We start from the raw sequence: 22332 nt of genomic DNA on the forward strand, positions 1-22332 counted from the left end.
GGCTCAATGTCGAAATTTTACGACGTGATAAAACCCCAAGCCTCACGTCCACCTGTATGGTTTTTACGGCAAGTAGGCAGATACATGCCTCAATATAGAGAACTCAAAGGTTCTCAAACATTGAAAGCTTTTTTTCACAATACAGATGCTATTACAGAAGCCACCCTTTTAGGGCCAAGCCTACTAAAAGTAGATGCTGCCATTCTCTTCGCGGATATTCTTTCGCTATTAGATGGCTTCAATATCTCTTATGATTTTGCTCCAGGCCCGCAAATCTCTTTTTCTCCTGAAGAAGAACTCGTTTTTACAAAAGACCCTCAAGACACGTTTTCCTACCTTCTTGAAGCCATCAAGAATCTCGTCAAACGTTTATCAGTTCCTCTCATTGCATTTGCTGCGTCTCCCTTCACCATGGCGTGTTACCTTTTAGACGGCGGAGCTTCTAAAGATTTTCCAAGAACTATGGCGTTCTTGTATCAGCACCCCAAGAGGTTCGATGCGCTGCTTAAGCAATTAGCGGAAGGTACGGTCATTTATCTTAAAGAACAAATCCACGCAGGAGCTTCAGCTATTCAGTTATTTGAATCTTCTAGCTTACGTTTACCCTCAGCCTTATTTTCTCGTTATGTGACACTACCAAATACCCAACTCATCGCTCAGTTAAAAAATCATGTTTCCTCTCCAATAAGTTTATTTTGCCGTTGTTTTGATGAAAACTTTATAGATCTCTATTCTACGGGAGCGGATACTCTACATCCTGACTACCATGTCAACCTTAGTAAGATCTATACATCAGTTACAGATCCAGGATCTTTACAAGGAAATATTGATCCCGCCTTATTTCTACTTCCTCAAGATCAGTTTCTAAACCACCTTGAAAAGTACCTCTCTGTTTTAAAACATCAACCTAAGTACATTTTCAATTCAGGGCATGGTATTCTTCCTGAAACTCCTTTAGAAAACGTTCAAGCTGCGGTATTATGTTTAACGTCAATTTCAACTTCTTAGAAGGTCTTCACCAACCTGCACCGAGATACACAAGCTATCCAACAGCTCTCGAATGGGAGGAATCTGATGCAGATCCTGCCTACCTTGCTTTTAAGTATCTTCAAAAAGATAACAGCCCTTTATCCCTGTACTTTCATATTCCCTTTTGCCAGTCGATGTGTCTGTATTGTGGATGTTCTGTAGTAATCAACCGTCGCGAAGATATTGTAGAAAAGTATATTGATACGCTGATTAAGGAAATGGAGTATGTCCATACGCTCTTAGGAGGAAGACGGAAAACTTCACGGATCCATTTCGGAGGAGGCACTCCAAGCAGGTTATCCAGAAAACTCTTTGAAACACTTTTTTCTCATATCCATCGTTTATTTGATCTTTCCGAAGCTGAGGAAATTGCTATTGAATTTGATCCCCGTTCTTTGAGGGACGATGATAAAAAAGCAGAATTTATCCAGTCTCTAGGATTTAATCGTGTGAGCTTAGGAGTCCAAGATACCCAAGCTGCTGTTCAAGAAGCTGTACGGCGTCGTCAAAGTCATGAAGAGTCACTTTATGCTTATGAAAAATTCCGTGAGTTAGGTTTTGAAAGCATAAATATAGATCTAATTTACGGTCTTCCAAAACAAACTAAGTTAACATTTACTCAAACGATTGCTGATATTTTACACATGCGGCCTGACCGCTTAGCGTTATTTTCATTTGCTTCTGTTCCATGGATAAAACCTCATCAAAAAGCTATGAAAGAAAGCGATATGCCCTCTATGGAGGAAAAATTCGCCATATATTCTTATGCTCGACATACGTTAACGAAAGCAGGTTACCAAGCCATTGGATTAGATCATTTTTCTCTACCTGAAGACCCATTAAGCATAGCGTTTAAAAACAAAACTTTGATTCGGAATTTTCAAGGCTACTCTTTACCTCCTGAAGAGGATCTTATCGGGTTGGGAATGTCATCAACAAGCTTTATCCGTGGTATATATTTACAAAATGCCAAAACTCTAGAATCTTACCATGAGAAAATCCTTTCAGGCTCTCTAGCTACAGTGAAAAGTAAAATTCTTTCAGAAGATGATAAAATAAGAAAATGGGTAATTCATAAACTCATGTGTACTTTTGTAGTATCAAAAGAAGAATTCACCCAGCTTTTCGGTTATTGTTTTGATGAGTATTTTTCCGAAAGTCAAGAACGGATAAGTAGCATGGTAACTACAGGATTAATTCAAAACAGTTCATCTCTTCTTACCGTAACACCATTAGGAGAGCTGTTTGTACGTGTAATTGCTACAGCATTTGATGCATATTTCTTAAAAACTGTTTCTTCAAATCCTAGGTTTTCAAGATCCATATGAAAAAAGCCATTATCATAGGCGCAGGAATTTCAGGGTTATCCACAGCGTGGTGGTTACATAGGAAATTCCCCAATAGCGAACTTGTAATTATAGATAAGGCAGATCGACCTGGTGGGCTTATCTACTCAGATTACCAAAAGAATTTTGCCTTGGATCTCGGGCCTAAAGGTTTTCTAGTACGTGGTGAGGGACAGTATACCCTCGGATTAATTCGTGATTTACAACTGGAAGAGGCTCTCATTGTTAGTGATAAAACCGCGAAAAAACGTTTTATACGTTACAAAGGGAAAACACGAAAAGTCTCCCCATGGACATTAATAAAAGAAGGTTTGCCTTTCGCTATCATCAAAGATCTCTTTGCCTCCCGCTATACAAAAGATAGCTCTGTATATGATTTCCTAAGTCGCCATAGCACAATAAATCTTATTCACAATGTATTAAATCCTGTTGTTACCGCAATTCGTGCAGGACACAGTCATCTACTTTCTGCTCATATGGCCTTCCCTTCCCTTTCTCAACGCGAAGCAAAAACAGGATCCATTTTACGCAGCTTCTTAAAAGAACCTTCGAAGAAAAAAACATCCGGAGCTCCTTATCTAGCTTCGCTACGTCCCAATCTAGGCATCCTCATTGATACTTTAGTAAAAAAACTACCCGCAACGTGGAAGTTTTCTTCTCCTGTTACAAAGATCGAGTGTTTCCCATCCCAGGTTGTCGTATCCACTACACAAGAAACATTCTCAGGAGATCTAGCAATATATACGGGGGCCACGTCTCTACTTCCTTCTCTTATTAATATTCCAGGACTGCAACAGCTTGCGAATAAAACTCTTCATTGGGATCTCTCGTGTGCAACATTGGGGTGGAATAGGGATATGCCTTCTATCCCTAAAGGTTATGGTATGCTGTTCTCTGACGAACCACCGTTATTAGGTATTGTCTATAACTCACGAGTCTTCCCTAACCAGATGCCTGGGAAAACAGTTCTATCATTACTATTAGAAAACCGCTGGCATCAAGAAGAAGCTTTCGCTTTTTCTTTAGCAGCGATTTCTGAGTATTTAGGGATTTCTACAAAACCCGATGTATTTTCATTATTTTCCCCAGAAGAAGGTCTACCTCAACACGGCGTAGGGTTTTTAGAAATGAAAAATCAGATACTCCCTGTACTTCCTCATAATCTAAAAATTGTCGGGCAAAACTTCTCTGGTCCAGGATTAAACAGATGTGTAGCCTCAGCCTATCAGACTGTTGCTGCTATCTAAGGGAAGGAAACGCTCACAAAGAGAAAGTGTTGTGGTGATCATCTCTCTGAAATATTCTCTTCTTGAAGACATTTCGAGTAATCTCTTTTCGACATGATCTAGGAGATGTTGAGTTAGCTTATCTCTTTCATTAAGTTTTTCATAAGCACATGCTAGTCCTGACACCCAACGCATTTCCATGGCTACACGATGATTAATGTCTTCAATAAGGACTACCTGAGGATGATTAGGCGTTTCCCAATCCCCTTTGACTTCTTCAAAAACCTTGACAGCGCGAGCAGCATCCCCCAAGGAAAGATAAGCATCAGCAAGGTCTAATTTCACGGTATAGTATACGTAGACCCAAGCCTTCGCATTTTCCCCACATAAAGTGATCTCTGAAAATTCATCTAAAGCTTTTATAAACCAGCCGATTTTTCTTATCATTTCTGTTTCTGCATGACCTTGGAAATAGTATACCAAAGATAATAATGAGGATTGGGGGAATAGTTCTTGAAAGTGCGATAAATGTAATAAAGCACTCTCTTTCCCTGAGAGATAGTCGTCTATATCATAAGCAAGAAGATATAAGCGATCTCCATACAAACGCAGATCAAGATGATGACAATAAAGATCCAAAAGCTTTTGATTCGACTGCCTACGTGTTAATGCCCAAACTAACCTAACCGTTGACTGCAATGCAGAACGCTCTTGTGAAAAGATATTTGTTAGAGCTGAACTTGCTTGAGGATCACGATAATATAAAGCAGCAAAACAACATTTTGCGATATCCTCGAATGAGGATGAGCAAGATAGCCGTGTTGTATAACTTGCCTCTTTAAATAATTCTCCACGCCGAAAAGCTAACCATAAAGTTAGCACCCGACTATATTCAGGATTCTGTGATTGCTCTAAAGTTTTTTGTAGATACTGTTGTTCTGTTATCTCTATTTGGTGATCAATAAGGGTAAGTATAGGACTCGCATTACGCCTTCTATGACGATGGATCATATCATAGATAAAATAGTGATAGAGCTCCTCAAGAGCTACTTCACTACTACCTAACAACTCACATAACTTCACAACAGGAGATACAAAACTAGGATCTTTCTTTAGAAATAACGCGTCTATAGATTTTAAAATTTTACGATGTAGAAATGAGACATGAGATTTAGAGTTCCACTCTTCGCACAAATCTATCTTTTTCTGAAGAGCGTAGGAAAGAAATAGTCCTAAACCAGCCTCTTTGCGACTCCAACTTTTATAAGCTCGGAGAAAGAAATCTTCGGCATCACTGTACTTCTGTTCATAACAAGAAATACATCCTAGATACTCATACACCCGAGGTAATGTGACTCCCAACCTAGAAGCATGATCCAAAATTGACACAAAAATCTCTCGAGATTTCGTGAAATCCTGTTTCTCAAAACTATAGCAACCTAAGAAAAAACTATATTCTGGGAAATACGTATGTTCAGGGACAAATACAGATTCTCCGGCAAGCAGTAAGCGCTGCATGGCGGAGAGGTTCTTCTGCTGATGGTAGATTTCCAATAACGAAAAGTAACCGTAATAAAGTAATGTCGATTGTAAATAATTTCCTTGATCTATCAGAACCTCTAATTCACAAATGCCTTTTTTCTGATTCCAAGGAAGGGTATACAAGGCATGCGCAAGGAGAAGTACATCAACCTCATGAGCACGTTGTACCTCGCCGCGTGATATTCTCAATACTAAGTTGTCAATAGATTGAGCATAGTCTTTTTCAGCTTGACAGTAAGGGAATAGTAAAGCTTCACAAGAATCTCCAACTTCTCGTGATTTCTTAATTTTCAATCCTAAAACAATCTTTTTTAAGAAATTTTTTTCTATATCAATGACCTCGGGATGAGGACTACAGGTTCCCTTTGCAATAGCTTGAGAAAGCTTCTCGCATAATGCTAAAGCTTCGTCGTAATTTCCTCGTTCTTGCATTACAAGAATCTCTTGCTTGCGATCCTCATAACTACTATGTAAAGTCATGCTATACAGTTCGAGTAAGAGATGGTCTTCTAATGTGTCTCTTCCCCTCTCTATACTATGAAATTGCGTTATCAAATCCCTTAAAGAAACCCCATCAGGATTTAATTTCTGCCAAGCAAGACGTATTTCCGACCTAATGTGAGAAGGCATTGTCACTACGGACAATAACTTTCTGATGATCTCTTTACTGGTGGCTCTATCTTCTTGTTTGATTCTGACCTGTACATACTGACGCGTTAACGCCGCTATAGTTTCCCAATCTCTAGGAGACAATGCTGTTTTTTCAAAAATAATACGCTCTACAAATGCTGAGAAAACTTCATCACAACCATTTCCAGACTTCAATGCTGTATACACGTCTGCACAGTAATGACCAAAAGGCAATTGCTGAGTTGGAGCAGCCCAAACACTCCCTACACTCACAATTAAAAAAAACTGAAAAATGCGTAGTAACGGATGGTGATATACTTTCATGATAGATATCTCTCTACCATAGTACTGGCAGGAATTAGAAAAAATCACAATAGTTCAAAAAAAACAAACTATAGGTGAACCAAAAGTATAGTAGAAGACTCTATTACTAAAAAAGAATGTTCTGTTTGGAGTTTTTTATAAATTAAATGTCTACAGAACCTCTAAACTACCTACAAAACACAAAAAGAAAACGCGCACATGAAAATGTACAAGCTCTTCTTTAAAAAAAAGATATTAAGCTGATGCCAACTAACCTACTGATAAACAAAGAAGTATGAAAAATTAAAAACTAGTAGTGATTCTCTGTTTTTCTTTTCTCTAAAAAAATTGTTGCATGAATTTGAACAAACAAACTAATTACAAATTAAAACAAGTAAAAATAGTTTAAAACAACAACTAGAGGACGCTTTTCATGGCGCTAAAAGATACGGCAAAAAAAATGAGAGATCTGTTGGAAAGTATCCAACGTGACTTAGACAAGGCCGAAAGAGGAAATAAAGCAGCAGCTCAACGAGTACGTACGGACTCTATCAAGCTAGAAAAAGTTGCTAAAGTATATAGAAAAGAATCAATCAAAGCTGAAAAGTCTGGCTTGATGACTCGCAAGCCTGCGACAAAAGCGAAAAAGGCTGCTGCCACTAAAAAAGCAGCATCTAAGCCTAAAGCAAAAGCTAAGCCAAAAGTACAAGCTAAAGCTGCCCCTAAAGCTAAAGCCCCTGCAAAAAAGATTCCAGCTAAAGCAAAAGCTAAAAAAAGCTCTAAATCTCGCTCCCTAAGAAAATAGTTTTTTCCTTGTCTTGGTTTTTAGAGGGTAATTATATTTTATAACTTGCCCTCATTTTCTTTTTCTCTTAATTTCAAAAGATTATCCCTAGAAACGCTTCGTTATGATAAAATTCTGCAGTAATTTTTAACTGCTGAGTGGACGCAGAGTAATTCTATCTCGCAGGCACGTGAATTTTTCACATAAAATTCGATTCTAAAATTAGAGCCCTTACAAATAGACCATGCTTACAGTCGCCAATTGTAAACACTTTGGCATTTGCGGCGGGTGTTCCTCGCCTCACTCTGCCTACTCCGATTCTTTAAAAGCTAAAGAACGTATCTTACACGAGCTCTTTGCTCCTATTTTCCCTGCTTCAGATATTCTACCTATCATTCCATGCCATCCTCTTTTGCGGGGAAGAAATAAAATGGAATTTTCTTTTTTCCAAACTAAAGAGGGTGAGAAAAGTCTAGGATTCATTACGCCTACAAAACCGAAACAAGGCATTCCCATTACAGAATGTCTTATGATTCATGAACATGCAATGGATATTCTAGAGATCACACGCACATGGTGGAAACATCATCCTGAGATTACAGCTTACTATCCTCCCTTCAATAAAGGCTCTCTGTGCACCTTAACTGTACGCATTGGCAGCCCTGAACACACGCTCATGGTCATTCTCACAACATCTGCAAGAGAAGAATATGCCGTCGATAAAAAGATTATTGAAGAATGGAAAAATATGCTGATACATTCCGATCTTCCCATTGTTTCTATTGTATGGGAAGAACGCGTCAGCGCGAAAAGCGTTCCTACCTACTTCCGCTCTAACCTACTTTACGGAGAAGCATTTATTAAACAAAAGTTAAGCTTACCTAAAGATGGAAATTCCGCGGTATTTCATGTGCGGCCGAGAAGCTTCTTTCAACCACAAACTCTCCAGGGAGCAAAAATCATAGAAATTGCCAAAGAGTTTATGGATCCACAAGGATCCGAAACACTCTTAGATCTCTATTGTGGTGCGGGAACTATAGGGATTATGCTTTCTAAATATGTAAAAAAAGTTATAGGAGTAGAAATTGTCCCTGACGCTGTAGACTCCGCAAAAGAAAATATCTTAATAAATAAAAAAGAAAGTCTCATTGAAGTACATCTAGAAGATGTAAAAACTTTCTGTAAACGGCATCAAGATCATCCTGCTCCTGACGTTGCTATCATTGATCCTCCACGCTGTGGTATGCAAAACAAAGTACTGAAATACTTAATCAGAATCTCTCCTAAAAAAATCATTTATATCTCATGTAACCCAAAAATACAGTTTGAGGAGTGTTGTAGCTTAATTTCTGCAGGTTACCGTATAAAGAAAGTACAGCCTTTAGATCAATTTCCTCATTCTCCGCATTTAGAAAATATTATTTTATTAGAAAGAGAAGGCAACCTCTAGGAAAAGCATTGAACGCACGCTTCCTGTTGTGTTAACCTTTCCTTGAAATAACCGAAGTAAAGGTGGTTTAATGTTATCTCGTTTATTCACGTGTTTTTTATTTCTTTTGAGCTCATCCTCTCTCTTAGCAGATGAAGACGGCTCTCAAGTAAAAAGTACTTTTGCTCAACCCGCTGTAATGCTTGGCATTGCTATTTTGTTCTTTTACTTCATTTTATGGCGCCCAGAACAAAAACGCAGAAAAGCGATGGAAAAACGCAAAAATGAACTTGCAAAAGGCGACAAAGTTACTGCCATGGGGATTTTAGGAACTATTGATGAAATCCGAGAACACACCGTAATTTTGAGTATCACCTCTGGAAAAATCGAGATACTGAAAGCAGCTATTTCTGAAATTCTGAAGCCAGATGGGACTAAAGCATAAGCTTTAAGATATAGACATTTACTGGATACGATATTAGAGAAATCTACATTGATTTTTTATAAGCCAAGTTATAACTTGACACCATAAGCTATTCACGAAGTCGAGGATTTTTAGGATCATGACTTGGCTTTCAGGCCTATATTTTATCAGCATTGCTAGTGTAGTATTTTGTGTTATAGGTTTGATACTTTCTGGAATCATTCTTATTGCTCGTAAATTTCTAGTTAAAATTCATCCTTGCAAGCTAAAAATTAATGATGACGACTCCCTTACAAAAACTGTAGATAGCGGCCGTACCTTATTATCTTCTCTGTTAGATTCGGGTATTCCGATTCCTTCTCCATGTGGAGGTAAGGCCACTTGTAAACAATGTAAGGTAAAAATTGTTAAAAACGCCGACCAGCCACTAGAAACAGACCGCGCAACTTTTTCCAAACAACAGCTAGAACAAGGCTGGCGTCTTTCCTGCCAAACCAAAGTCCAACACGACATGTGTTTGGAAATCGAGGAACGTTATTTACATGCTTCTTCTTGGGAAGGTACGGTCGTTTCTAACGATAACGTAGCAACCTTTATAAAAGAGCTTGTTGTTTCTATTGATCCTGCACATCCTATTCCCTTTAAACCTGGGGGCTATCTACAAATTCGTGTTCCTGCATATAAAACGAATACTTCCGCTTGGAAGCAAACTATGGCTCCCGAATATCATAGTGATTGGGAACGTTTTAATTTATTTGGCCGGATTATAGATAACAGCCTTTTAGAGCCAGATTCTGCTAATAAAGCATATTCTCTAGCATCCTATCCTGCAGAACTGCCGATTATTAAATTCAATGTCCGTATTGCGACACCTCCTTTTATTAACAATGCGCCTAATCCAGGTATCCCCTGGGGAGTATGCTCATCCTATATCTTCTCGCTACAACCTGGGGACAAGATTACTGTATCTGGTCCTTATGGCGAATCCTTCATGAAAGAAAACAACCGCCCGTTAATTTTCCTAATAGGTGGCGCGGGATCTTCATTTGGTAGAAGTCATATTTTAGATCTTTTGTTGGATAAACATTCTACAAGAGAGATCACTCTGTGGTACGGAGCTCGCTCTCTAAAAGAAAATATCTATCAAGAAGAATATGAAAAATTAGATAAGGATTTTCCTAACTTCCATTACCATTTAGTGTTATCGGAGCCTCTTCCTGAAGATATTGCAGCAGGTTGGGATAAGGATGATCCTGAGAAAACGAATTTCTTATTCCAAGCTTTTGAGCTTGGTCAACTCAGCAAACTTAGCAATCCTGAAGATTATCTATACTATGTATGTGGTCCACCACTACACAACAGTAGTATCCTGAAATTACTCGAAAATTATGGAGTTGAAAGATCTTCCATAATTCTTGATGATTTTGGTAGCTAGTTACTTAGTATATGTTTTCTCGCTATAGATATTCTCAAGATTTTATCGATCACGAGTTCTCAGCATTCGGACTAATGATGCAATATATATTATCATAGCGAGAAAGCTAAACACCATATGCGTAGCTTGGCTAATTGCATACGCTCGGCCATTAATAAATCCTCCCCAAAAATTCGTCTGATCATTTGGAATAATGGCTATCGTTGTATTGGCTGTTGCATTATACCGACAAGATTCACTAATTTCTAAACCTCCAAAAGTGGCCATCCCTCCTACAAGGGCAAAGAAAACACCAAATACTGCTGTATTTACAACACTAGTCATCCTATAGTAACTATTAATATTCTCACGCCCTATCCTTGTTACTCTACTAGATAAGTGCCGATGATCTTCCGTAATACTTCCAAACCATCTTAAGCATCGTCTGCATAATGCATCTCGAAGTTCAGGAAGAGCATACTCTAACACATCTCTACCCAGTAATGTCCATCCAAAGAGAGTAATGACACCATATAAAGCTGCTGTGCACTCTGTAATCGTAGTGCGCGATGCCATACGGATATTATTTAGCAAATCAAATAGGTTCACAGCAGGAGAAAAAGTGTGGTAGCACAGAAGTAAAATACGCACATTACGATATCTTTCTCTTCTAGAGCGAGGGCTAGTTAGCATTAAAAAGCAGCTACACACTCCATCAATACCAAAAAACACTATACTGAAGGCTAATAAAGAGGCGTTTACATTTGTATCAATAAGAGGAAAAATCCAAAAAATAGATACTGCATCTGAAATTCTAAGGATATTAATAACAGCTTCTCCAAGTCGATCTAAACAACTTTCTGGAGGCAACACACTCTCTTCAACTTGGATAACGGTTTCAGCCATACCAAGTAGAGTTTGTATTCTAGAGAATACATTAGGGCTTGCAGTACGTGATACAGTCACCCCTTGGATATTATGTCCAACTATTCCAATATTTCTCTCTTGATCACTTGGATTTGAATCACCTAACGGTGATGTTTCTGTAATCTCAACTATATTCCCTTCTACTAAGTTTTGAGAAACAGCACTCACTCCTGCTATTTGCATAAATGTAGCCACAATAGCATTATTAAAGGCAGGATCAGTAAAATGGATCCAAGTAATTCCTAAACTTCCTGAAGAATAAGGCAGTGTTACGACTCTAGATCGTAGAAATCCTCTGTAGTCTAAGCACGAAAATACATCTCCCCAAACACGATAATAAAAAGATCTAGTATGTTCTACGTAGTCTGAAGGACAAATGCCAACTAAAACAATATTGTCCGCATGTCTTGTATTTCGAATTGCCTCTTGAACATATCTAGCACTATTTCCAAAAAAATAATGAATAAAAGTGCTCCCTGGAGGATGAGAAGCAAAAAAGCCATCCCAAACGTCTAGAATAGCTTCACAAATAGGAGTCATTCCTTGTTGAGATCTTCTAAAGAAAAATGAAGATCCGATCCCTTCTCTATTATAGATACCTATAACCTCTCTTCCACCCAACAACTGGCTAAGATGTATAGTTTCATTTTGGGCTCTATAGTATCCTGACTGGCTGCCGTTGGTATACCCCACTCCAACTAAAGGTGTGGAGACTGGCGTGGATTCACCACTTTCACATATCGTTTGAAAAATAGGAACAGGATGCCTATTTCTGGATCGTTCGTTATTGTTCCCATGAATAAATAAGTAAACACTATCTTCTTGAGTACCTTCTGATACTGAAGGACTGCCTTCTAAAGATCCCACAAGAGGTAAGGTATTCGTTGCGGGGGGGGGGGGGGTACCTATAGTATGTTGTGAGATTCCCAAGATACATGTTTGAGACTCATTCGATTCTTGATTTTCTTCAGAATAACCAGATCTTGGTGCAAAATAACCAGAATAAACAGAATGTATAGGGGTAAACACGATATTAATAGCATGTTTTCAGACGTTTAGTTCATTAAGGCGGGGAAACCTTTGAAATCCAACAAACAATTAGTCAAATAAAAATAAACAAAATCTTACAAACATCTCTAAAACAAAGTAGAGAATATAATTTATTTGAGGTCCGTTAAATAAAAGAAAGAATAATAATCTTTAGGAACTAGTTCCTTACGAGAAACTAAAAATACCCTGTAACGGGGTATCTCAATACATTTACCTAAATAGATTAGATCTTCTTGGAAGAGCGTTTGTATTTATACACTTTTGACACACATGTTATTCAATAACCTCAGAAAAGTGAAATTGATTATTTCACCAGAAATCAGTCAGACAAGGAAACATTATTTTTCAATCAAAGCATTTAAATAAAAAAAAAGGAGAATATTTCTATTCTCCTTATAAAAACTCAGTTTACGAGTCAAAAAATAACTGAAAGCTTGGCGACGACCTACTCTCCCATACTCTTGTGTATAGTACCATCGGCGATAAAAGGCTTAACTTCTGAGTTCGGAATGGTATCAGGTGTGTCCCTTTTTCCATTATCACCAAGCAAATTCTTGTAACGTAACATTCACGTATACTAATAGACGCTTAAGAGAGTCTTTAGTATCAACTTACATTGATCGATTTATTTCAACAAAAAAGCCTATTGAGCTTTTTATATGATAAAAACCAAGTCAATGGACTTATTAGTATTGGTTAGCTAAACACATTACTGTGCGTACACACCCAACCTATCAACCACATAGTCTATATGGAGTCTCATAGGGATACCTTATCTTAAGGGAGGCTTGGCATTTAGATGCTTTCAATGCTTATCCTTTCCGAACGTAGCTACTCGGCTATGCTTTTGGCAAAACAACCGACACACCATTGGTTCGTCCATTCCGGTCCTCTCGTACTAGGAACAGCTCCTTTCAAGTATCCTGCGCCCACAAAGGATAGAGACCAAACTGTCTCACGACGTTTTGAACCCAGCTCGCGTACCGCTTTAATTGGCGAACAGCCAAACCCTTGGGACCTTCTCCAGCCCCAGGATGCGATGAGCCGACATCGAGGTGCCAAACCGCCACGTCGATATGAACTCTTGGTGGCGATCAGCCTGTTATCCCCGGAGTACCTTTTATCCGTTAAGCGACGGCGATTCCACTTTCCACCGCCGGATCACTAAGCCCGACTTTCGTCTCTGCTTGACTTGTAGGTCTTGCAGTCAACCTATTTTATACCTTTACGCTCTACTCGTGATTGCCAACCACGATGAAATAAGCTTTGGGCTCCTCCGTTACTTTTTAGGAGGATACCGCCCCAGTAAAACTGCCCGTCTGGCAATGTCCATATTCCAGATTCATGGAATTATGTTAGATTCCCAACTTGTTAAGACCAGTATTTCAACGATGACTCCCACTCTCCTGACGAAGAGTGTTCTCAGTCTCCTGGCTATGCTACACATAACAAATCAAGAATCAATACCAAAGTACAGTAAAGGTTCACGGGGTCTTTTCGTCCTTTTGCGGGTAAACAGCATCTTCACTGCTACTACAATTTCACCGAGTCTTTCGTTGAGACAGTGCCCAGATCGTTACACCATTCGTGCAGGTCGGAACTTACCCGACAAGGAATTTCGCTACCTTAGCACCGTTATAGTTACGGCGGCCATTCACCAGGGCTTGGGTTCAATGCTTTGCCTTGCGGCTGACATATCCCTTTAACCTTTTGGCATTGGGCAGGCGTCACACCATATACTTCCCCTTAGAGGTTTGCATAGTGCTGTGTTTTTGTTAAACAGTCGCCTGGGCCATTTCTCTGCGGCCCCCCGGAGCTCATGCCGTAAAGGCAATCACCCTAAGAGGCTCCCCTTCTTCCGAAGTTACGGGGATAATTTGCCGAGTTCCTTAACGAAAGTTATCTCGCGCGCCTTAGAATACTCATCTCGCACACCTGTGTCGGTTTAGGTACGGTCACCATCAACAGCTAGAAATTATTTCTTGAAAGCCTTGCGCCACACTATCAGTTCCTCCGAAGATTTCCCTTAACCACAACCTAACCTTATGTTAGCGGATTTGCCTACTAACCGGTCTCATTGTGATACGGACATTTCCAATCGTCCGCGTGCTTAACGTACTCCGTCATTCCATTGCTAAAGTTTTAGGTGGTACAGGAATATTTAACCTGTTGCTCCATCGTCTACGCATTTGTGCCTCGACTTAGGGGCCGACTAACCCAGGGAAGACGAGCTTGACCCTGGAAACCTTGTGCTTACGGCGAGGAAGATTTTCACTTCCTTTATCGTTACTTATGCCATGGATCTTCACTAGTATCCGCTCCAGCACTCCTTACGGTATACCTTCACTGCTGAATACTACGCTCTCCTACCGCGTATATATAAATATACACCCGCGATTTCGGTTTTATGCTTGAGCCCCGATTATTATTGGCGCAATGATTCTCGATTGGTGAGCTGTTACGCACTCTTTAAATGATTGCTGCCTCTAAGCCAACATTCCAACTGTCTTAGAATCATCACTTCCTTACTCACTTAGCATAAAATTTGGGACCTTAATCGGCGGTCTGGGCTGTTCCCCTCTCGACAACGAAGCTTAGCCCCCGCTGTCTATCTCCCGGACTCGCTTTTGGTATTCGGAGTTTGATTTCCGTTGGTAAGCCGGTAGGCCCCCGCTAGAATTCAGTGCTCTACCCCCAAAAGCTTAATATCCGAGGCTAACCCTAAAGTTATTTCGGAGAGAACAAGATATCTCCAAGTTTGATTGGCCTTTCACCCCTATTCACAACTCATCCAAACATTTTTCAACATGTACTGGTTCGGTCCTCCACAAGGTCTTACCCATGCTTCAACCTGGTCATAAATAGCTCACTTGGTTTCGTGTCTAAATCAAACGACTAAACGCTCTTTTAAAACTCGCTTTCGCTTCGGCTCCGGAATGTAAATCCCTTAACCTCGCCGTTTAACTTAACTCCCTGGCTCATCATGCAAAAGGCACGCCGTCAACCATGACTTCCTAAGAAGTTATAGGTCTTCGACCGCTTATAAGCTACTGGTTTCAGGTTCTATTTCACTCCCTTAACAAGGGTTCTTTTCACCTTTCCTTCACAGTACTGGTTCACTATAGGTCATTGACTAGTATTTAGACTTGGAGAGTGGTCTCCCCAGATTCAGACTAGGTTTCACGTGTCTAGCCCTACTCAGGTATCGAATAGAGTCTCTTGTTTTTTCGTCTACGGGACTATCACCCTGTATCGTTCTACTTTCCAGAAGTATTCAACTAAAACTTAAGATCCCATGTTATCGACCCTACAACCCCACATTAAAAATGTGGTTTGGTCTTCTCCCCTTTCGCTCGCCGCTACTTAGGGAATCTCTTTGATTTATTTTCCTCTGCTTACTAAGATGTTTCAGTTCAGCAGGTGTCGCCTTATACGCCTATGTATTCAACGTATAATGGTAGATGATTAATCTACCGGGTTGCCCCATTCGGAGACCTCCGGGTCATAGCTTTATACCAGCTCGCCGAAGATTACTGCAGGTAAACGCATCCTTCATCGCCTGTCAATGCCAAGGCATCCACCAATAGCTCTTAATAACTTGGTCTGTAAATTATTGATCCATGCAAGTTAACATCACCTAAAGACATATATTCTTAAACGTCTATTATTATATGTGAATTTACTTGTTACCATATTATTTACATAACATACTTGATCGTAAACTAAATGTTTTGGAAACAACGCTTAACAATGCAAAAGAAATAGAATACAAGATTAAAAAAACGCTTGCCCAACCTAGTCAAACCGTCCTAAGACAGTTATCCTTATCCTTAAAAGGAGGTGATCCAGCCCCACCTTCCGGTAGGGCTACCTTGTTACGACTTCATCCCAGTCATCAGCCTCACCTTGGGCGCCTCTCTCCTTTGCAGGTTGAGTCAACGACTTAAGGCAAAACCAACTCCCATGATGTGACGGGCGGTGTGTACAAGGCCCGGGAACGTATTCACGGCGTTATAGCTGACACGCCATTACTAGCAATTCCGACTTCATGTAGTCGAGTTGCAGACTACAATCCGAACTGGGGCCAGCTTTGAGGATTTGCTCCATCTCACGATATTGCTACCTTCTGTACTGGCCATTGTAGCACGTGTGTAGCCCTGGGCATAAGGGCCATGCTGACTTGACGTCATCCTCGCCTTCCTCCTGGTTAACCCAGGCAGTCTCGTTAGAGTTCCCACCCTAAGTGTTGGCAACTAACGATAAGGGTTGCGCTCGTTGCGGGACTTAACCCAACACCTCACGGCACGAGCTGACGACAGCCATGCAGCACCTGTGTATCTGTCCTTGCGGAAAACGACATTTCTGCCGCGGTCAAATACATGTCAAGCCCAGGTAAGGTTCTTCGCGTTGCATCGAATTAAACCACATGCTCCACTGCTTGTGCGGGCCCCCGTCAATTCTTTTGAGTTTCACCCTTGCGAGTGTACTCCTCAGGCGGCATACTTAACGCGTTAGCTACGACACGGATAGGGTTGAGACTATCCACATCAAGTATGCATCGTTTACGGCAAGGACTACCAGGGTATCTAATCCTGTTTGCTCCCCTTGCTTTCGCGCCTTAGCGTCAGGTGTAAATTAGAAAAGCGCCTTCGCCACTGGTGTTCTTCCACATATCTACGCATTTCACCGCTACACGTGGAATTCCCTTTTCTCCATCTACCCTCTAGAAAGATAGTATTAGATGCTGGCTTGGGGTTGAGCCCCAAGATTTAACATCTAACTTTCCTTTCCGCCTACACGCCCTTTACGCCCAATAAATCCGATTAACGCTAGCACCCTCCGTATTACCGCAGCTGCTGGCACGGAGTTAGCCGGTGCTTCTTTACCTGGTACGCTCAAATCGATTGGATATTAGCCAATCTCTCTTATTCCCAAGCGAAAGTGCTTTACAACCCTAGAGCCTTCATCACACACGCGGCGTCGCTTCGTCAGACTTTCGTCCATTGCGAAAGATTCTCGACTGCAGCCTTCCGTAGAAGTCTGGGCAGTGTCTCAGTCCCAGTGTTGGCGGTCAATCTCTCAATCCGCCTAGACGTCAAAGCCTTGGTAGGCCATTACCCCACCAACAAGCTGATATCCCATAGACTCTCCCTCAACCGAAAGGTCCGAAGATCCCCTTCTTTAATATGTTTTAGATGCCTAAACATACCACATTCGGTATTAGCGGTCGTTTCCAACCGTTATTCCCAAGTTGAGGACAGATTATCTATGTATTACTAACCCTTCCGCCACTAAATAACAACCGAAGTCATTATTCCGTTCGACTTGCATGCCTCATCCACGCCGCCAGCGTTCAATCTGAACCAAGATCAAATTCTCAGAAAAAATAAATTTAAAAATTAACGGATTTTTAAAATCCGAACAAGCATTTTTTTACTGGCTTGCATTCTATCTCATTTGCATTGTTAAGAAGAGAAGTTCGACGATGTCGATCTCTCATTTTGCACGCCCACATCGAAGTGTGAACTCTTTCCTCTTTCGCTTATCGCGGTGAAGAAGAAATCAATATCTTATATAAACGGCATTTATTTATGCAACATATTTTGGTGTTCTTTTTTTCTCACCGCGATTTTTCTTAATTGAATTTTAGGCTCCACAACATGCTCAGAGCCAGAAAAATACATTTCGTTTTTTTCATTTTTTATGTTCGAATGCTACCTGTTGCTGTGCTTACACAAGCCTATTGAAATTCTATTTACCACTAATACAATCCTGAATCCTGTTTGAACGTATTTTATTATAATTTTTTTTTGATTCGAGTATGGTAGATCTTTACATCTTCATCCCTTAATTAAACGCGCTGGTTTCTTAGACGTACCTGAGCAACCTTCTCTTCTAAATATTGGGTAAAACAGTTGGAATCTCCTTCCTTAATGGAAGTATTGCGATGTTTAGAGTGAAATTTAAATTTGAGAAATGTGCATGAGGTGTTCGCGAACGGCTAAAAAGACGAAGTGCTGTTATTTCTAATATTAGGGAAGTTTCTTTGGCCTATGCGACTAGGAAACTTATGAGAAAAACCGTATCAATGAGTACAATGAACTTTAACGATTGCATTATGTTTGCATTCACAGGCTTTTTGTCTTGGATAAATATTATCGTCGAGATAATATTTCTCTTTAGCTTTCATAGCTTATGGCGAACGTAGCTCAGTTGGTTAGAGCGTCGGATTGTGGTTCCGAAGGTCGCGGGTTCAAACCCCGTCGTTCGCCCTTCTTTATCTTCTTTGTTTCTTTTGCCATTCTTGATATAACCAAGTATTAGAATAAATTCTCACTCTACTAAACACCTTGTGTCTATCATGGTAAGAGAGCGTCAGAAATCTAAATCAGTCCTATTCCCTTCGATACCTTTTGCGGTTAGGGCGAGCGCTTATCTATTTTTGGCTTGTTTTTCAGGTCTGAGTCTATGGAGTTTTCATAATACCCAGCCTTGTACACAAAACTGGATAGGATTGTTGGGCTGGTCTTTAAGTTCTTTTCTTTTGTACTGCTTTGGAGCTGCATCTTTTCTTATCCCTCCATATTTTTTATGGTTGTCTTTCCTGAACATGAGAAAAACACCGTCTAAAATCTTACATCGTAAAGCATTAGCATTTGCTGCGCTTCCTGTATGTTCTTCTGTTTTGTTATCCATGTTGTCTCCTATTCAGACATTGCCGCATGTTTTAGATACACGTCTTCCTAAGTTCGTTTTAGGAATCAATCCTCCTGTTTCCTATTTAGGAGGTATTCCTTTTTACATTCTGTATACGGGGCAATCCTTCTGCTTAAAACATTTGATAGGTTCTGTCGGGACGTGCCTAATCTTTTCATTCATACTGTGTTTTTCTATTTTTTATCTTTGTGGTGGGATAGTTTTAATTAAAAAAAAAATCCTGCAAAAATTTCTCAAAAACAAATTTCAAGCCTGCTGGAACATTTGCAAAAGCATTTTAAAAAGACTAACTAACAAACAAAATTATCTTCCTAAGCCATCGATTAAAGTTCCCTCTTCTCCTATAGTGAGAAACAGTGCAAAGAAACCACCAACTCCCATTGTCTCCTTACCTATAGAGAAACGGGATTTATTAGATGATGTACAAATACCGTCTCAAGCTTCAGAAAAAGCGACTCTTTTTTTAGCTCCACATCCTGAAAAACGCATTGTATCTCCGTTCCTCAAACCACAAAATACGGTGCAGAAAAATTCAAAGATTAATGTACTACCTCAAACCCGATCTCCATCGGTTAATAAAGTAGAAAAACTTCCTTTAAACCTATCTACATTTGGCGAGGGCAATTCTGAGTTACCTCAGTATCATCTATTAAGTAAGAGTGATAATTCTAAACCTGAATCCTTGCGTGAAGAATTACAAAAAAAGGGTGTGATCTTACAGCAAACTTTAGAAAGTTTTGGAATAGAAGCTGATATTGGCAATATTTGTTTTGGACCTACATTAGCTGCATTTGAAGTACAACCTCATACCGGTGTAAAAGTTCAAAAAATTAAGGCATTAGAAAATGACATTGCGTTGAACTTACAAGCCTCGAGTATTCGTATTATTGCTCCGATTCCTGGGAAGGCTGCTGTTGGTATTGAAATTCCTAATCCCTATCCTCAGCCAGTAAACTTCCGTGATTTATTGGAAGATTACCAAAAACAAAATCATAAATTACAGGTTCCTCTTTTACTTGGGAAAAAAGCTAATGGTGATAATTTCTGGGCAGACTTGGCCACAATGCCCCACTTGATTATTGCAGGAACCACCGGGTCTGGGAAATCTGTTTGTATCAATACAATCGTCATGTCTCTTATCATGACAACACTACCTTCCGATATCAAACTTGTGATTGTTGATCCCAAAAAAGTAGAGCTTACTGGGTATTCACAGCTTCCTCATATGTTAACTCCTGTAATTACAGAATCACGAGATGCGCATAGTGCTTTAGTTTGGCTTGTTAAAGAAATGGAACTTCGTTACGAAATTTTAAGATTCTTAGGCCTTCGTAACATTCAAGCTTTTAATTCTCGTCAACGCAATATCGAGATAGAGTCTTCTTTTGATAAAGAAATACCAGAAAAAATGCCTTTCCTTGTAGGGATCATAGACGAGCTATCTGATCTTTTACTTTCTTCTTCTCAAGATATAGAAACACCTATTATTCGCTTAGCCCAGATGGCAAGAGCCGTTGGGATTCATTTAATCCTCGCTACACAAAGGCCTTCTCGCGATGTTATTACTGGGTTAATTAAAGCGAACTTCCCTTCACGCATAGCATTTAAAGTTGCTAACAAGGTAAATAGTCAAATCATCATAGATGAACCAGGTGCTGAAAACCTGATGGGGAATGGGGATATGTTAGTCGTTTCTCCTTCTTCTTTTGGAGCTGTGCGTGCTCAAGGAGCTTACATTTGTGATGAAGATATCAACAAGGTGATTAAAGATCTGTGTTCTCGTTTCCCTACAAAATACGTTATTCCTTCATTTGATACTTATGAAGACTGCGGTGGGGATGATGTAACAGATAGAGATCCTTTATATAATCAAGCAAAAACATTAATTCTTCAAACAGGCAATGCCTCTACGACTTTCTTACAAAGAAAACTTAAAATTGGTTATGCTAGAGCGGCAAGTTTAATAGACCAGCTTGAAGACGCGCGAATTATAGGTCCTTCTGAAGGTGCCAAACCTCGTCAAATCTTAATACAAATACCTCCTCAAGAAGGATGAGTTTATGGAAGGTTTTTTCCCTTTAGCCTCAGGTTCGAAGGGGAACTGTGCCTATTTAGGAACGGAATCCTCTAAAATTCTGATAGATTTAGGTATTAGCAAGCAACTTGTGACACGTGAACTCCTATCGATGAACGTGCATCCTGAAGATATTCAGGCTATTTTTGTATCTCACGAGCATTCTGATCATATTTCTGGAATTAAAAGTTTTATAAAGACTTATAACACTCCGGTTATTTGCAATCTTGAAACGGCACGTAACCTTTGTCAATTATTAGATGTTCATCCGACGTTTAAGATTTTTTCTACAGGGACAACATTTTCTTTCCATGATTTAAAAATCCAAACATTTAATGTTCCTCATGATGCTGTAGATCCTGTAGGATTTATCTTTCATTACCGTGATGAGAAATTAGGTTTTTGTACAGACTTAGGTTGGGGAACTTCATGGATTATTCATGAACTTTACGACTGTGATTATCTACTTATAGAAGCCAACCATGATCCTGAACTTGTCCGACAATCTTCTCGCCCCGACATTTATAAAAAACGTGTTCTTAGTAAGCTTGGCCATCTATCAAATCATGAGTGTGCGGAATTATTACAAAAAGTTCTCACTCCCAAAATAAAAAAAATCTACCTTGCTCACCTCTCTAGTGAATCTAATACACCTGAACTCGCGCTATCTACGGTATCTTCTGCTATAGAAAATATTACTTCTATTGCTCCTGTCGTTGTAGAAAGTCATGAAGTGACTGATCCTATTTACTTTAGCTCTTTAATAACCGCATGAAATTAGAACATACTTCACACCAGACTCTATACATTTCTCTAGATCATAACTGGGAAAAGAGCACTTGCTATAGTATGGATAGAGCTTCGCAGTTACTGAATTTCAAATTTCTTCCCTTTCTTACTTTTGCAGATTGGAAAGTAGAAGAACAAGTCCGTAAGCTCTGTCACAAGGCTAAGAAAAAACAGTGTATATCTCCCTTAGCAAAATGGCTAGGACAGCTTCACAAGCAAGACTTAACCATGCCTCCTATGCCTCCTATAGCCATTTGTTGGATCAATTCCTATATTGGTTACGGAGTCTTTGCTCGAGAGAGGATCCCTGCGTGGACATATATTGGAGAGTATACAGGGATATTACGTCGCCGTCAGGCTATTTGGTTGGATGAGAACGACTACTGTTTTCGTTATCCCTTATCCTTATGGCTATGGCGTTATTTTACTATCGATAGTGGACATCAAGGAAATTTCACTCGTTTTATTAATCATAGTGACAAGCCTAACGTAGAGGCCATTGGGGTATTCCAGGATGGACTATTTCATGTGATTATTAGAACGATTCAAGCAATTGAAGCGGGCGAAGAGTTATGTTACCACTATGGCCCGCTATATTGGAAGCATAGGAAAAAACGTGAAGAGTTTATTCCCGAAGAAGAGTAGGTG

Annotated in this window: 12 protein-coding genes, 1 tRNA gene and 3 rRNA genes; 11 read left to right on the forward strand and 5 right to left on the reverse strand. The window is 39.8% G+C overall.

The annotated features are described in order from the left end of the window. Positions 1 to 6: 6 nt before the first annotated feature. From hemE to G5O_RS09525, 3 genes are read left to right on the forward strand one after another with little or no spacing between them, the layout of a single operon-like run. Positions 7 to 1008, forward strand: coding sequence for a uroporphyrinogen decarboxylase (gene hemE, locus G5O_RS09515; protein WP_006343535.1), 1002 nt, complete (start codon positions 7 to 9; stop codon positions 1006 to 1008). Continuing rightward, on the forward strand, positions 981 to 2357 hold the full coding sequence (gene hemN / locus G5O_RS09520) for an oxygen-independent coproporphyrinogen III oxidase (protein ID WP_006343536.1): 1377 nt from the start codon (positions 981 to 983) through the stop codon (positions 2355 to 2357). Before hemE ends, hemN begins: the two co-directional genes overlap by 28 nt. Continuing rightward, positions 2354 to 3622, forward strand: a complete 1269-nt coding sequence (locus G5O_RS09525; RefSeq protein ID WP_006343537.1) for a protoporphyrinogen oxidase — start codon at positions 2354 to 2356, stop codon at positions 3620 to 3622. Before hemN ends, G5O_RS09525 begins: the two co-directional genes overlap by 4 nt. Here the strand turns inward: G5O_RS09525 and G5O_RS09530 are convergent. Next, on the reverse strand, positions 3593 to 6097 hold the full coding sequence (locus tag G5O_RS09530; protein ID WP_006343538.1) for a hypothetical protein: 2505 nt from the start codon (positions 6095 to 6097) through the stop codon (positions 3593 to 3595). The genes G5O_RS09525 and G5O_RS09530 overlap by 30 nt on opposite strands. A 412-nt stretch (positions 6098 to 6509) precedes the next feature. On the opposite strand from G5O_RS09530, the gene hctA reads away from it, so the two are divergent. The 4 genes from hctA to nqrF all read left to right on the forward strand — a co-directional run bounded on the left by hctA (position 6510) and on the right by nqrF (position 10148). Continuing rightward, the gene (gene hctA / locus G5O_RS09535) at positions 6510 to 6881 is read left to right on the forward strand and encodes a histone H1-like protein HctA (protein WP_006343539.1); all 372 of its coding nucleotides are present in this window, start codon (positions 6510 to 6512) and stop codon (positions 6879 to 6881) included. A gap of 223 nt (positions 6882 to 7104) precedes the next feature. Then, positions 7105 to 8310: a 23S rRNA (uracil(1939)-C(5))-methyltransferase RlmD gene (gene rlmD / locus G5O_RS09540; RefSeq protein WP_006343540.1), complete on the forward strand. Its 1206-nt coding sequence runs from the start codon at positions 7105 to 7107 to the stop codon at positions 8308 to 8310. Positions 8311 to 8380: 70 nt separating this feature from the next. Further along, entirely contained in the window at positions 8381 to 8734 is a 354-nt protein-coding gene (gene yajC / locus G5O_RS09545) for a preprotein translocase subunit YajC (RefSeq protein WP_006343541.1), read from the forward strand. 118 nt (positions 8735 to 8852) lie between these two features. Continuing rightward, complete coding sequence (nqrF, locus tag G5O_RS09550) at positions 8853 to 10148, forward strand: NADH:ubiquinone reductase (Na(+)-transporting) subunit F (RefSeq protein WP_006343542.1); 1296 nt, start codon at positions 8853 to 8855, stop codon at positions 10146 to 10148. A gap of 42 nt (positions 10149 to 10190) precedes the next feature. Here the strand turns inward: nqrF and G5O_RS09555 are convergent, their stop codons facing one another. From G5O_RS09555 to G5O_RS09570, 4 genes are all read right to left on the reverse strand, one after another. Then, entirely contained in the window at positions 10191 to 12083 is a 1893-nt protein-coding gene (locus tag G5O_RS09555; RefSeq protein ID WP_013462745.1) for a DUF687 domain-containing protein, read from the reverse strand. Positions 12084 to 12536: 453 nt separating this feature from the next. After that, positions 12537 to 12651, reverse strand: a 5S ribosomal RNA gene (gene rrf, locus G5O_RS09560). 118 nt (positions 12652 to 12769) lie between these two features. Next, positions 12770 to 15708 (reverse strand): 23S ribosomal RNA (locus G5O_RS09565). Positions 15709 to 15937: 229 nt separating this feature from the next. Continuing rightward, positions 15938 to 17489 (reverse strand): 16S ribosomal RNA (locus tag G5O_RS09570). The 16S, 23S and 5S rRNA genes sit together here, the layout of an rRNA operon. A gap of 813 nt (positions 17490 to 18302) precedes the next feature. Here G5O_RS09570 and G5O_RS09575 point away from each other — a divergent pair. The 4 genes from G5O_RS09575 (at position 18303) to G5O_RS09590 (ending at position 22329) form a co-directional block, all read left to right on the forward strand. Next, a tRNA-His gene (locus tag G5O_RS09575) sits at positions 18303 to 18376 on the forward strand. Between the two features lie 89 nt (positions 18377 to 18465). Beyond that, positions 18466 to 20877, forward strand: a complete 2412-nt coding sequence (locus G5O_RS09580) for an FtsK/SpoIIIE family DNA translocase (RefSeq protein ID WP_014518435.1) — start codon at positions 18466 to 18468, stop codon at positions 20875 to 20877. A 4-nt stretch (positions 20878 to 20881) separates the two neighbouring features. Further along, positions 20882 to 21670: an MBL fold metallo-hydrolase gene (locus tag G5O_RS09585; protein WP_006343545.1), complete on the forward strand. Its 789-nt coding sequence runs from the start codon at positions 20882 to 20884 to the stop codon at positions 21668 to 21670. Beyond that, complete coding sequence (locus G5O_RS09590; RefSeq protein ID WP_013462747.1) at positions 21667 to 22329, forward strand: SET domain-containing protein; 663 nt, start codon at positions 21667 to 21669, stop codon at positions 22327 to 22329. The genes G5O_RS09585 and G5O_RS09590 overlap by 4 nt, the downstream gene beginning before the upstream one ends. Positions 22330 to 22332: the final 3 nt, after the last annotated feature.

This window comes from Chlamydia psittaci 6BC, from assembly GCF_000204255.1.
GTDB lineage: Bacteria > Chlamydiota > Chlamydiia > Chlamydiales > Chlamydiaceae > Chlamydia > Chlamydia psittaci.

Bases quoted from the DNA above. Each gene is read 5' to 3' on its own strand.
- hemE (WP_006343535.1), top strand. From the start codon at position 7: ATGTCGAAATTTTACGACGTGATAAAACCCCAAGCCTCACGTCCACCT.
- hemN (WP_006343536.1), top strand. From the start codon at position 981: ATGTTTAACGTCAATTTCAACTTCTTAGAAGGTCTTCACCAACCTGCA.
- G5O_RS09525 (WP_006343537.1), top strand. From the start codon at position 2,354: ATGAAAAAAGCCATTATCATAGGCGCAGGAATTTCAGGGTTATCCACA.
- G5O_RS09530 (WP_006343538.1), bottom strand. From the start codon at position 6,097: ATGAAAGTATATCACCATCCGTTACTACGCATTTTTCAGTTTTTTTTA.
- hctA (WP_006343539.1), top strand. From the start codon at position 6,510: ATGGCGCTAAAAGATACGGCAAAAAAAATGAGAGATCTGTTGGAAAGT.
- rlmD (WP_006343540.1), top strand. From the start codon at position 7,105: ATGCTTACAGTCGCCAATTGTAAACACTTTGGCATTTGCGGCGGGTGT.
- yajC (WP_006343541.1), top strand. From the start codon at position 8,381: ATGTTATCTCGTTTATTCACGTGTTTTTTATTTCTTTTGAGCTCATCC.
- nqrF (WP_006343542.1), top strand. From the start codon at position 8,853: ATGACTTGGCTTTCAGGCCTATATTTTATCAGCATTGCTAGTGTAGTA.
- G5O_RS09580 (WP_014518435.1), top strand. From the start codon at position 18,466: ATGGTAAGAGAGCGTCAGAAATCTAAATCAGTCCTATTCCCTTCGATA.
- G5O_RS09585 (WP_006343545.1), top strand. From the start codon at position 20,882: ATGGAAGGTTTTTTCCCTTTAGCCTCAGGTTCGAAGGGGAACTGTGCC.
- G5O_RS09590 (WP_013462747.1), top strand. From the start codon at position 21,667: ATGAAATTAGAACATACTTCACACCAGACTCTATACATTTCTCTAGAT.